Raw genomic sequence first — 12,872 nt, forward strand, 5'->3', positions numbered from 1 at the left:
AAAATGACCGAAACTACGAATGTTTATGATGTTATCATTATTGGAGCAGGACCTGCAGGCATGACTGCCGCAGTTTACACATCACGCGCAAATCTGACGACGTTGATGCTAGAGCGTGGAATTCCGGGCGGCCAAATGGCGAACACGGAAGAAATTGAAAACTATCCAGGTTTCGACCACATCCTGGGGCCGGACCTTTCAACAAAAATGTTCGAGCACGCGAAAAAATTCGGAGCGGAATATGCTTACGGAGACGTCAAAGAAATTATTGACGGTGAAGAATACAAAACCATAATTACCGGTTCGAAAGAATTTAAAGCCCGCGCAATCATCATTACGACTGGGGCAGAGTACAAGAAAATGGGCGTTCCAGGCGAAAACGAACTTGGAGGCCGCGGAGTCAGCTATTGTGCAGTCTGCGATGGTGCATTCTTCAAGAACAAAAACCTTGTTGTTGTCGGCGGAGGAGATTCAGCAGTAGAGGAAGGCGTCTACTTGACACGTTTTGCGGATAAAGTGACAATTGTCCATCGCCGCGACGAATTGCGCGCACAAAAGATCATTCAAGACCGCGCATTCGCCAATGAAAAAATCGATTTTATTTGGAGCCACACAGTAAAAGAGATCAATGATGAAAAAGGCAAAGTCGGAAGCGTCACACTTGTTTCGACGAAAGATGACAGTGAACAGGAATTCGACGCGGATGGCGTGTTCATCTACATCGGCATGCTGCCATTGACAAAACCTTTTGCTTCGCTTGGCATTTTGAATGACCAAGGCTATATCGTAACCAATGAAAAAATGGAAACAAGTATTCCAGGAATCTACGCAGCGGGAGACGTCCGCGACAAAATGCTGCGCCAAGTAGTGACCGCTACAGGTGACGGAAGTATCGCAGCACAGGCTTCCCAGCATTATATTGAAGAATTGGTTGAAAAAATCGGCCAAAAAGCGTGATTTTAATCACTTCTTAATGGCATTGTCACACCGTTGTCATGAAGTGGTGCTAATATAGGAAGAGTAAATTGACCCCCTTTTTATAGAATACTTTGATAGACCGCTTTCCGGAGATTCCGGGGAGCGGCTTTTTTTTGTGCAGAATTATCCTTTTGAACATAGGCGTGAAATAGCGTTATTGGGCTAGTGGCGGTTAAATTATAAACAGTTCATGTTGACAGCTTGTTAGTGCTTGTTAATTTCTTTGTAGGGCATGTCAACGCCGAATTGGTGCGTGTTAAGAAAGCAATCACCGGAAACTTAGAGGTAGCTGGCTCCAAACGCCACTGTAATAGAGCCGCTTCGAAAGTTCATCAAAAACCCATTGCTCCTGTCTCTGTCCCTGCAACGCTGCGCTAGCTTCGGGACATGAAAAACCGTTGCATCGCTTCGCTAGCTTCGAGACATTAAAATGCGTTGCAGCACTTCGTGCTTCGTCGCAAAGTTCTGGCCAAATGGATTTGGCCAGAACTTGCCTGTCGAAGCTAACGGGCTCTTTCCGCTTTTCTTTTTGTCTAGCTGCAAGAGCCAGCTTCTCGGGTCATAAGCCATGCCGGCTGTGCGGCAAAAAGCGCCGCTTCGCCAGCCTGTCTTATGCCTGTCGAAGCTAACGGGCTCTTTCCGCTTTTCTTTTTTTGCATGACACACCAGGATAGATGTATAATGGAGAGAGTTTACAAAAGATACGGAGTGTCGATAGTGCAGCGAATAGCGAATTTACTAGTTGTCCGCAACGGACAAGTCTTATTATTAAAAAAACCTCGGCGCGATTGGTACGTTGCACCGGGCGGGAAAATGGAAACCGGTGAATCGATTTACGAAGCGGCAATCCGTGAGTTTATTGAAGAAACGGGCGCAACGCCATTGAATACGCATTTAAAAGGAATTTACACGATGATGATCCATGACGAAGGCCGGATTGTGGATGAATGGATGTTGTTTACGTTCGTTGCACACGGCTTAGAAGGAAAAACTTTCGAAGAAACGCGCGAAGGGCTGCTTGAATGGCATCCGGTTGAAAGCTTAGCGTTTCTGCCAATGGCCGAAGGGGACCGCACCAACCTTCAGTTTGCGGTGCACCAGGCGGGCATGCAATACGGCACGTTCCACTACACCCCAGAATTTCAGCTGCTGGCTGAGCACATACAAATTTCAACAGAAGAGGTGACACGCCTGAATGGAAAATCATAATAACGACGAAACTGAATTGATCATCATAACCGGCATGTCAGGAGCGGGCAAAACCGTGGCAATCCAAAGCTTTGAGGATCTCGGCTTTTTCACGATTGATAACCTGCCGCCTGCTTTATTGCTGACGTTCATCAAATTGATGAGAGATTCAGGAAAGTCGATGAAGCGTGTGGCTGCGGTCATGGATCTGCGAGGCGGAGATTTCTTCGACAGCCTGGTGGACGCCATCGATAACCTTTTGAAAGAACCGAAAGTTTCCGTGACCATCTTGTTCCTAGACGCTGACAATCAGACGCTCGTGAGCCGCTATAAAGAATCACGGCGTTCGCATCCACTGTCGCCCGGAGGCTTAGTGCTCGGAGGCATCAAAAAAGAGCGGGACATGCTGACGGATCTGCAGGGCCGTGCGAAATACATGTACAACACGTCAACGATGAAACCGCGTGAGCTGAAAGAACGGATCATGAAGGATTTCGCGACCAAGACCAGTAACGTATTCACGGTCAACGTCATGTCGTTCGGCTTTAAGCATGGAATGCCAATCGATGCAGATTTAGTATTCGATGTTCGCTTTTTGCCGAACCCATATTATATTGAAGAACTGAATCCGTTGTCCGGGCTCGATAAGCCTGTATCGGATTACGTGCTGCAATGGAGCGAAACCCAAACCTTGATCGATAAATTGACCGACCTGTTTGAGTTCATGATTCCCCACTACAAAAGCGAGGGCAAGGCACAGCTTGTCATCGCGTTCGGTTGCACAGGCGGCCAACACCGCTCGGTAACATTGGCTGAATACTATGGAAAATTATTAGCTGAAAATTATAAGACGATTGTTACGCACCGTGATGTTAAAACAAGAAAGGGCTGAGTGCATGGAAGATTCTTTGCGCCGGAAGCGTGTAGTTATCATTGGAGGAGGCACTGGCCTCTCCACGTTATTAAGAGGTTTGAAAATGTTTCCGCTCGATTTAACAGCGGTCGTGACCGTTGCTGACGACGGCGGAAGCTCTGGCCGGCTGCGCAATGATTTGGATATTCCGCCGCCAGGAGATATTCGCAATGTGATGGCGGCATTATCTGATGCTGAACCGCTCGTCGCGGAAATGTTCCAATACCGTTTTAAACAGTCCCTGGATTTGGATGGGCATTCACTCGGCAACTTGATGCTTGCCGCGCTCACTGAAATTACTGGGGACTTCTCGCATGCTGTTCGTGAGATGAGCCGGGTATTGAATGTCAACGGCACAGTGCTGCCAGCGGCCAATCAATTGGTGACGCTGCACGCTGAGTTCGAAGACGGCACAATTGTCAGTGGGGAATCAAAGATTCCGATGTACCTGCAGCCAATCAAGCGCGTGTTCTTAGAACCGCATGACGTCAAAACGCTGCCAGACACAATCACTGCCATCAGCAAAGCGGATGTTGTTATCATTGGCCCGGGATCTTTGTATACAAGCATATTGCCAAATCTTTTGGTCAAGGACATTGAACAAGCTTTGATGGCTTCGACAGCGAAGAAGATTTATATCTGCAATTTAATGACCCAGGCTGGGGAAACATATAACTATACCGCCTCAGATCATGTTAAAGCCCTATATGCACATGTAGAAAAACCATTTTTGGATGCAATTTTGCTCGATAAGATCCAAGTGCCGTTGACGGTTGCGGAGCGCTATAAGAGAGAACTGGCATCGCCAGTTGAGTGCGACGAGGAAGAACTGGAGAAAATGGGCCTTGAGGTTTACAAACAAAACATTACCAGTATATTCGGAAAAGCCGTTCGGCACGAACCGATGAAAGTGGCGCAGTGGCTGTTTGAATACGCCGGAGGCCTCGAAAAAGAAACACCGAAGCATCTGTATTTTTGATGTGAGGAGAGGGGGGACGGCATGTCATTTGCTTCCGAAACAAAAAAAGAAATGACCCAAATTGAAGTGGACGATTGCTGCGGCAAAGCCGAGCTATCTGCTTTAATCCGCATGAATGGGACTTTGTCGTTTTCGAATCGGCAGTTGAGCCTTGATATACAAACAGAAAACGCAGCGATTGCGCGGCGCATCTATACCTTCTTGAAACGTTTTTATCCAACATATCCGGTCGAATTGCTGGTCCGGAAAAAAATGCGCCTGAAAAAGAACAATATTTATATCTGCAGAATCAGGGAAGGGTCGAAGCATGTCCTGGAGGACTTGGCTATTATTTCGGAAGGCTTCCAATTTCAGCATGAAATTGATAAAAGCCTGATCGAAAAGACTTGTTGCAAGCGCGCTTATTTGCGAGGTGCTTTCCTGGCGGGGGGATCTGTCAATAATCCGGAAACTTCTTCCTATCACCTTGAAATCTACTCGCTTTACAAAGACCATGCGGATTCACTGGTCGAGCTGATGAATCACTTTCATTTGAACAGCAAGACCATTGAACGGAAAAAAGGCTTTGTAACTTATTTAAAAGAAGCAGAAAAGATTTCAGATTTCCTTAGTATCGCCGGAGCACATGTGGCATTATTGAAATTCGAGGACGTCCGCATTATCCGGGATATGCGCAATAGCGTCAATCGACTGGTGAATTGCGAAACCGCAAACCTAAACAAGACGATTGACGCGGCGCTGCGGCAAGTCGAGAATATCCGCTTTATCGACTCAGTAATTGGCATTGACCAGTTGCCTGAACGCCTTCGGGAAATTGCCAGACTGCGCGTTGAGTATCAAGATGTTACACTGAAGGAACTTGGAGAGATGGTTTCAAGCGGCAATGTGAGTAAATCGGGTGTCAATCACCGGTTGCGCAAAATCGATGAAATCGCGGAGCAATTGAGAAAAGGAGAAACGATTGGCCGGTAGCACCGCGCCAATCTTTCATATATGATTAAGTCCAGTTACGTTTTAGAGGAGGGACAGCATGGTAGAGAAACAAGTGGAAGTCCAATTGAAATCCGGATTGCAAGCAAGGCAAGCAGCTTTGTTCGTCCAAGAAGCCAACCGCTACAACGCGGATGTCTATTTGGAAAAAGACGAAAAGAAGGTTAACGCGAAAAGCATCATGGGCATAATGAGCCTGGCCATCAGCAAAGGCACGAATGTAACCATTTCAGCAGACGGATCGGATGAAGAGAAAGCAGTAAATGCATTGTCATCCCTAATCGAAAAAGAAGCATAAGAAATCCCGCAGCCTTCGAGGCTTGCGGGGTTTTTTCAACGTGTTGAGAAAGCTGCTTACTCTTTAAATGGTAAAGGGGGTATAGGTGCAGATATTCCGCAAAACAGCCCCGATAAAACATATGCTCCTGCAGCGCTGCGCTGCTTCGTCGCTACGCTGCCCCGCGGGAGTCGAAGCTGTTTTGCTACATATCTGGATAGCATGAAGAAATTGCAGAAATTTTATCTTTCATGATTTTAAAAAGTGAAATGATTTGCTATTAAGAAGGACCTTTGAATGAAGCGGAAGGCGGAGACTGAAGCCAGGCCCGCGGAACGCGTCCGCCTAGAGCGAAATGAAAAGATTAACAAGAGTTTCTCTACCACACAAAAAAATCCCGCAGCATCGAAAAGCTGCGGGATTTTTGTTTAGATATCTTCTTTAGTGTGCTGAGGCAATTTGCTACGAGTGATGATTTGGTCGATCAAACCATACTCAAGCGCGCGCTCTGCAGTCATGAAATTATCGCGGTCTGTATCTTTGGAAATGACATCCAAAGATTGGCCAGTGCGTTCTGACAAGATCGTGTTCAATTTTTCACGAAGGAATAAGATGCGTTTTGCGGCAATCTCAATTTCTGTCGCTTGGCCTTGTGCTCCACCAAGTGGTTGGTGAATCATGACTTCAGCATTCGGCAAAGCATAGCGTTTGCCTTTCGTGCCTGCTGCCAATAGGAAAGCACCCATAGAAGCGGCCATGCCGATGCAGATAGTTTGGACATCCGGACGGATGAACTGCATTGTGTCATAAATCGCCATACCGGCTGTGATGCTGCCGCCAGGGCTGTTGATGTAGATCGAAATATCTTTATCTGGATCCTCAGCTTCGAGGAACAGCAGCTGCGCGACGATAGAGTTTGCAACATTATCGTCAATTCCGCTGCCCAGCATGATAACGCGGTCTTTCAGCAAACGTGAGTAAATATCATAGGCACGTTCGCCGCGGCTCGTTTGTTCAATTACTGTTGGAATTAAATTCATAGGTAATTTCCTCCTCATAATAAGGTATTGGCTAACTATACTGAAATCTTCTTCAGCTGTAATAATATCATACACATGATGGTCAATGAAGGTCAAATCTAACGAATTGAAAAAACAAGCTTGAAATGTTTTGTATCTCTGTATATAATAGAAAAGTCGCTAATAACGATTTGCCCTCGTAGTGTAATGGATCACACGTAAGATTCCGGTTCTTGAGATGGAGGTTCGATTCCTTCCGAGGGCATAAAATGAAAGCAGCACGCCTACTCCAGTAAATTGGAAAAGGTGTGCTGCTTTTTCTTTTGCTGCTGTAATTGCATGTAGAATATCCCGCCAAGCTAACCAAAATATCTGCCCGACACTTTACCAGAAAGCGGCTGCCGAATATAATTGGAGGAGTGAACCGGCCGAAACACAGGCTGCTTCTTTACCAGAAAACGAAGATGCCGGAACAGGTTTTTTTGGCCCTGCTTCTTCCTGCGGCGGAGCTGGACAAAGATGGCAACGAAAGAAGGGTGAACATGATTACGTTATTCACGCGGGCAAATTGTCCGTTATGCGATGAGGCTAAGCTAATGCTAAAACTGGTCCAGGAGGATTTTAATATCGACTGGACGGAAGTGGACATCGAAAGCGACGACGCCTTGCATGAAAAATACATGCTGATGATTCCGGTGATTGAGCGCAATGGCGAAACGATCATCTATGGCAATGTCGGATATATTGAATTATTGGAAGCGTTAGAACTTTAACGCTTCTTTTTATTTGCATTTATTGAAAAGCTCAGCTAAAATGAAATAAGTGGGACAGAAAAAAAGTATCGGGACGAAAAATGTCCCATGCGTAAGGAGTGAATTAATGGATCCATTAACGGAAGCGCAGAACAAGCTCGTGCCGGAAATGACCGACCTCCTGAAAAAACGTTATCAAATTTTGCAGGCTATCCAGAGAGAAGAGCCGATTGGCAGGCGCGCACTTAGCGAACTTGCCGGTATGAAAGAACGCGATATCCGCAATGAAACTGATTTGTTGCGTAGTCAGCAGCTGATAAAAGCAAAAACCGCTGGAATGGCTGTCACTCTTCAAGGTGCAGCTGTTCTGGAAGCATTAAAAGAATTCATGCGTGAAGTTTCCGGACTTTCACACATGGAGCAGCAATTGAAATCCATTTTGGGAATAGCGCGCGTGCACATCGTGCCGCAGGACAGTGATGAAATGCCGGCTGTTAAAGGCGATATCGGCAAAGAAGCTGCCCGGCTGCTTGAATCCAGGTTTGCTCAACACAAAATTGTTGCGGTGACCGGCGGCAGCACGATGGCGGCCATCTCGAAAGAATTATCCGCTGACAGGAAAGACAACGCGCTCCAATTTGTTGCTGCACGCGGCGGACTGGGCGAGGATGTCCTCCACCAGGCCAATACGATTGCATCGGCATTTGCCGCAAAAACTGCTGGCTCGGTCAAGACACTCTATCTGCCGGATCATCTCAGCGCGGAAGCGTTCGAAATGATGCTGCGCGAACCGGTCATCAAAGACATGATGGACAGTTACGACCGGACGGATATCGTGGTGCACGGAATCGGCAATGCCGAGGAAATTGCATTGCAGCGCAAATCTTCCAGCGAGGAAGTGGAGCATATCCGTTCCGGCGGTGCAGTAAGCGAAGCATTCGGCTACTACTTCAACGATCAAGGAGAAGTGGTTTATCGCATCCGTACAGCGGGAATTCAATTGGAGCAGGTCAAAAATGCCGCATTCATCCTGGCAGTAGCCGGAGGGCATTCAAAAGCACAGGCAATTCTCTCGTATTGCAAAATTGCAGCCAAGGGAACGGTGCTCGTCACTGATGAAGGGGCGGCCCGGCAAATAATAGAACTTACACAAAAACTGGAGGAATTATAAATGACTTTAAAATTAGCTATTAACGGATTCGGACGCATAGGACGCATAGTTTTCCGCCAAGCATTGATTCACGAAGAAGTGGAAGTAGTAGCAGTGAACGATTTGACAGACGCTAAAATGCTTGCGCACTTGCTGAAATACGATTCTATCCACGGCACTCTGGACGCTGAAATTTCTTCTGAAGGCGACTACTTGATCGTCAACGGCAAGAAAATCAAAGTCTTCTCAGAAAAAGATCCTTCTAACCTTCCATGGGGCGAATTGAACATCGATATCGTTGTTGAATCTACTGGATTCTTCACTGACGCTGAAGCAGCTGAAAAACATATCACAGCTGGCGCGAAGAAAGTCATCGTTTCTGCACCAGGCAAAAACATGAAAACTCTCGTTATGGGCGTTAACCATGAGAGCTACGATCCAGAACAAGACAAAGTGGTTTCAAACGCATCATGTACTACAAACGGCTTAGCCGGAATCTCAAAAGTATTGAACGAAAAATTCGGCATCAAACATGCGATGATGACAACGATCCACTCATACACAAATGACCAGATCTTGCTTGACTCACCGCATAAAGATTTCCGCCGTGCCCGTGCAGCTGCGGAATCGATGATTCCTACAACTACAGGCGCAGCAGTTGCAGTAACAAAAGTATTGCCGGAATTGGTCGGCAAATTGGATGGTATGGCAATCCGCGTTCCTACACCAAACGTTTCATTGATCGACTTGGTCGCTGAACTTGAAACTTCAGCATCTATCGAAGATGTAAACAAAGCGCTTAAAGAAGCATCCCAAAACGAATTAAAAGGCTTCTTGGAATACAGCGATCTTCCGCTTGTATCAAGAGACTACAATGGCGTAGAAGCTTCAGCAACTGTAGACGGCTTGTCTACTATGGCAATCGGCGACAACATGGTTAAAGTCTTGGCTTGGTACGATAACGAGTCTGGCTACTCAGCTCGCTGCATCGATTTGGCTCTACACATGTACAAAACGGGTTTGTAATCCCAAAATCATAGCTTAATTTCCGATGAACCTCTATAATGAAAGAGGGTAAAAGGGGTGGGGATTTACCCCGCCCCTTATTTTTTTATATGAACGGGAGGATTTTCATGTTGAAGAAAATGACCATGAAAGACGTGGACTTAAAAGGGAAACGCGTATTTTGCCGAGTGGATTTTAATGTGCCGATGTCTGAAGGAAAAGTGACAGACGACACACGGATTCGCGCAGCTGTCCCAACGATTGAATATTTGGTCGAGAACGGGGCAAAAGTTATTTTGGCAAGTCATTTAGGCCGCCCGAAAGGCGCAGTCAACGAAGACATGAGACTGGCAGCAGCAGGAGTCAGGTTAACCGAATTATTACATAAACAAGTTAAGAGCCTCGATGAATCGATCGGGGGAGGAGTGGAGCAGGAAATTTCGGCAATGGCCGAAGGAGATATTATTCTGCTTGAAAATGTTCGCTTCCATGAAGGTGAAGAAAAAAATGATCCTGAACTCGCAAAAGCATTCGCATCGCTGGCAGACCTTTTCGTCAATGATGCGTTTGGCGCAGCACATCGTGCGCACGCGTCGACAGCTGGCATCGCAGAGCATCTGACCGCTATATCCGGCCTGTTGCTGGAAAAGGAATTGGATGTCCTCGGCAAAGCGTTGTCTGAACCGGAACGTCCGTTTACGGCAATCATCGGAGGAGCCAAAGTCAAAGATAAAATTGGTGTCATCGACCATCTTTTGGATAAAGTCGATAATCTGATTATCGGCGGCGGCTTGTCTTATACGTTCAGCAAAGCGCAAGGCAATGAAGTCGGAAACTCACTTCTTGAGGAAGACAAGATCGACCTCGCCAAATCCTTCATTGAAAAAGCGAAGGAAAAAGGCGTCAACTTATACATGCCAGTCGATGTCGTAGTGGCAAAAGAATTTTCAAATGACGGCGAAACAAAAGTTGTAGGGATTTCAGAAATTCCTTCTGACTGGATGGGCCTCGATATCGGACCTGAAACCGCTAAAACCTATGCGGATGTCATCAAAAATTCGAAGCTGGTCATCTGGAACGGGCCTATGGGCGTGTTTGAAATGAGCTCATTCGAAAATGGCACCAAATCCGTCGCTCAGGCGATGGCGGAAACAGAAGCCTATACGATTATCGGCGGAGGAGACTCTGCAGCGGCTGTCGAGAAATTCAACGTAGCCGACAAAATGGACCATATCTCTACGGGCGGCGGTGCTTCCCTTGAGTTTATGGAAGGCAAAGATTTGCCTGGCGTTACTGCATTAACCGATAAATAGAAGGAGTGGTTTTGTTGAGAAAGCCGATTATAGCGGGAAACTGGAAAATGTATAAAACTTTTTCTGAAGCAAAACAATTTGTCGAAGAAGTGAAAGGCCTCGCGCCGGACGCGGACAAAGTCGATTCAGTTATTTGTGCGCCGGCGCTGTTTCTTCAGCAGCTGGCAACAGCAGCGGAAGGCAGCCCGCTTCAACTAGGGGCGCAGACGATGCACGAAGAAAAAGAAGGAGCGTTCACCGGCGAAATCAGCCCTGTGCAATTAGCGGATCTTGGCATCCAATACGCCATTATCGGCCATTCGGAGCGCCGCCAGTATTTCAACGAAACTGACGCTTCAGTAAACAAAAAAGTGCATGCCGCGTTTGCATACGGCATCACCCCGATCATGTGCGTCGGTGAAAGCTTGGAGCAGCGGGAAAGCGGTTCTACAGGCGACGTCGTCGAACAGCAAGTGGCTGAAGGACTGAAAGGCTTGTCAGCGGACCAAGCAGCTCAAACGGTCATCGCTTACGAACCGATCTGGGCAATTGGCACCGGCAAAACCGCCACAGCAGAAGATGCCAATGAAGTATGCGGCATTATCCGCAAAAAAGTGGCATCGTTATACGATGAAAATACAGCACAGCAAGTACGCATCCAATACGGCGGCAGTGTGAAACCAGCGAACATCGAGGAATTGATGGGCATGGAGCATATCGATGGCGCATTAGTCGGCGGAGCGAGCCTGGAAGCGGAGTCTTATGTGAAATTGCTAGAGGCGGGATTGCATGCGTAATACAGAATATCCAGTAGCGTTGATTATCTTAGATGGTTTCGGCTTCCGGGCAGAAAACTTCGGCAACGCAGTAGCTCAGGCGAAAAAACCGAATTTTGACCATTTGTGGAATAAGTATCCGCACGGCTTGCTGACGGCATCTGGTGAAGCGGTTGGCTTGCCGGAAGGGCAAATGGGCAATTCTGAAGTCGGCCACTTGAATATCGGCGCCGGACGGATTGTCTATCAGAACTTGACGCGTATCCATAAATCGATCAAAGACGGTGATTTCTTCGGCAATCCAGCATTTTTGGAAGCTGTTGCGAATGCCAAGCAAAATGGCACTGCACTGCATTTGATGGGGTTGTTGTCTGATGGCGGCGTCCACAGCCATTTTGAACACTTATTTGCGTTATTGAAACTAGCGAAACAGCACGGGTTGACTGAAGTTTACGTACACGGATTCCTGGATGGACGCGATGTCGGCCCTCAGACAGCATTGCAATATGTGCAAGAAACTGAGCACAAAATGGCTGAAATCGGCATTGGCAAGTTCGCTTCCATCAGTGGACGCTATTACGCTATGGACCGCGACAACCGCTGGGAGCGGGTTGAACTTGCTTACCGCGTGCTTGTCGATGGCGTCGGCGGAGCAGCGGAAAGCGCGAGCGAAGGAATTGCCAAATCGTATGATACAGGCGCTAATGACGAATTCGTCTTGCCTTTCGCGGTGACCGAGAACGGCGTACCGGTGGGCACGATTAAAACGGGCGATTCTGTCCTGTTCTTCAATTTCCGTCCCGACCGTGCCACTCAATTGACTTCGGCATTTGTAAAAGAAGATTTCAATAACTTTCCACAAGGGCCGAATAAACCGCAAAACCTGACATTTGTTACATTTACCAGCTACACCGATGAGCTGCCTACGCGTGTTGCATTCGACACGTTGAATCTGGAACAGACAATCGGGGAAGTGTTGTCGGAAAACGGCTTGCGCCAATTGCGCATTGCCGAAACCGAAAAGTACCCGCACGTTACGTTCTTTATGAGCGGCGGGCGCGAAGATGTATTTCCAGGTGAAAAACGGATTTTGGTTGATTCACCGAAAGTAGCGACTTATGACCTCAAACCGGAAATGAGCGCTTATGAAGTGACGGACCAATTGTTGCAGGAGATCCATGATGATGCGTTTGATGCGATTATCTTGAACTTTGCAAATCCGGATATGGTGGGCCACAGCGGAATGCTGGTGCCGACAATCCGAGCTATCGAAGTTGTCGATGAATGCCTCGGCAGAATCGTCGAAGCGCTGCATGCAAAAGGCGGCGCCGCAGTTATCACAGCCGACCACGGCAATGCGGATGAAGTATTGACGTTAGAAGGCAAGCCAATGACGGCGCATACGACGAACAAAGTACCATTAATCGTTACAAAACCAGGCGTTGTACTAAGAAATGACGGTATTCTTGCCGATTTGGCACCGACTGTCTTGAAATTATTGAACGTTGACCAACCGGTAGAAATGACCGGAAAACCATTATTCTAAACTAAGG

At 47.2% G+C, this 12,872-nt stretch carries 13 protein-coding genes and 1 tRNA gene; 13 read left to right on the top strand and 1 reads right to left on the bottom strand.

Annotated elements, in window-relative coordinates:
* Nucleotides 1-3: 3 nt before the first annotated feature.
* From trxB to AC4EHJ_RS15220, 6 genes are all read left to right on the top strand, one after another.
* Nucleotides 4-957, top strand: a complete 954-nt coding sequence (gene trxB, locus AC4EHJ_RS15195; RefSeq protein ID WP_490976453.1) for a thioredoxin-disulfide reductase — start codon at nt 4-6, stop codon at nt 955-957.
* Nucleotides 958-1,695: 738 nt separating this feature from the next.
* Complete coding sequence (locus tag AC4EHJ_RS15200; protein ID WP_490976567.1) at nt 1,696-2,187, top strand: NUDIX domain-containing protein; 492 nt, start codon at nt 1,696-1,698, stop codon at nt 2,185-2,187.
* Complete coding sequence (gene rapZ, locus AC4EHJ_RS15205) at nt 2,174-3,058, top strand: RNase adapter RapZ (protein ID WP_490976454.1); 885 nt, start codon at nt 2,174-2,176, stop codon at nt 3,056-3,058. Before AC4EHJ_RS15200 ends, rapZ begins: the two co-directional genes overlap by 14 nt.
* Before the next feature lie 4 nt (nt 3,059-3,062).
* Nucleotides 3,063-4,058 (top strand): gluconeogenesis factor YvcK family protein, encoded by a 996-nt coding sequence (locus AC4EHJ_RS15210; protein WP_490976455.1) that lies wholly within the window; start codon nt 3,063-3,065, stop codon nt 4,056-4,058.
* 21 nt (nt 4,059-4,079) lie between these two features.
* Entirely contained in the window at nt 4,080-5,030 is a 951-nt protein-coding gene (gene whiA, locus AC4EHJ_RS15215) for a DNA-binding protein WhiA (protein ID WP_490976456.1), read from the top strand.
* Nucleotides 5,031-5,088: 58 nt separating this feature from the next.
* Complete coding sequence (locus tag AC4EHJ_RS15220; protein WP_490976457.1) at nt 5,089-5,346, top strand: HPr family phosphocarrier protein; 258 nt, start codon at nt 5,089-5,091, stop codon at nt 5,344-5,346.
* Nucleotides 5,347-5,753: 407 nt separating this feature from the next.
* Here AC4EHJ_RS15220 and clpP read toward each other — a convergent pair whose 3' ends face one another.
* Nucleotides 5,754-6,365 (bottom strand): ATP-dependent Clp endopeptidase proteolytic subunit ClpP, encoded by a 612-nt coding sequence (gene clpP, locus AC4EHJ_RS15225; protein ID WP_135501084.1) that lies wholly within the window; start codon nt 6,363-6,365, stop codon nt 5,754-5,756.
* Nucleotides 6,366-6,537: 172 nt separating this feature from the next.
* Between clpP and AC4EHJ_RS15230 the strand changes: the two genes are divergently transcribed.
* The 7 genes from AC4EHJ_RS15230 (at nt 6,538) to gpmI (ending at nt 12,865) form a co-directional block, all read left to right on the top strand.
* Nucleotides 6,538-6,609, top strand: a tRNA-Arg gene (locus AC4EHJ_RS15230).
* Nucleotides 6,610-6,763: 154 nt separating this feature from the next.
* On the top strand, nt 6,764-7,117 hold the full coding sequence (locus AC4EHJ_RS15235; protein ID WP_490976458.1) for a glutaredoxin family protein: 354 nt from the start codon (nt 6,764-6,766) through the stop codon (nt 7,115-7,117).
* Nucleotides 7,118-7,223: 106 nt separating this feature from the next.
* Complete coding sequence (locus tag AC4EHJ_RS15240; protein ID WP_490976459.1) at nt 7,224-8,267, top strand: sugar-binding transcriptional regulator; 1,044 nt, start codon at nt 7,224-7,226, stop codon at nt 8,265-8,267.
* On the top strand, nt 8,268-9,272 hold the full coding sequence (gene gap / locus AC4EHJ_RS15245) for a type I glyceraldehyde-3-phosphate dehydrogenase (RefSeq protein ID WP_490976460.1): 1,005 nt from the start codon (nt 8,268-8,270) through the stop codon (nt 9,270-9,272).
* 110 nt (nt 9,273-9,382) lie between these two features.
* On the top strand, nt 9,383-10,564 hold the full coding sequence (locus tag AC4EHJ_RS15250) for a phosphoglycerate kinase (RefSeq protein ID WP_490976568.1): 1,182 nt from the start codon (nt 9,383-9,385) through the stop codon (nt 10,562-10,564).
* Between the two features lie 14 nt (nt 10,565-10,578).
* A complete protein-coding gene (gene tpiA / locus AC4EHJ_RS15255; RefSeq protein WP_490976461.1) occupies nt 10,579-11,340 on the top strand; it encodes a triose-phosphate isomerase in 762 nt (253 codons plus the stop codon).
* Nucleotides 11,333-12,865, top strand: a complete 1,533-nt coding sequence (gene gpmI, locus AC4EHJ_RS15260; RefSeq protein WP_490976462.1) for a 2,3-bisphosphoglycerate-independent phosphoglycerate mutase — start codon at nt 11,333-11,335, stop codon at nt 12,863-12,865. The genes tpiA and gpmI overlap by 8 nt, the downstream gene beginning before the upstream one ends.
* Nucleotides 12,866-12,872 lie beyond the last annotated feature (7 nt).

This window comes from Planococcus sp. TJ-301, assembly GCF_058268475.1.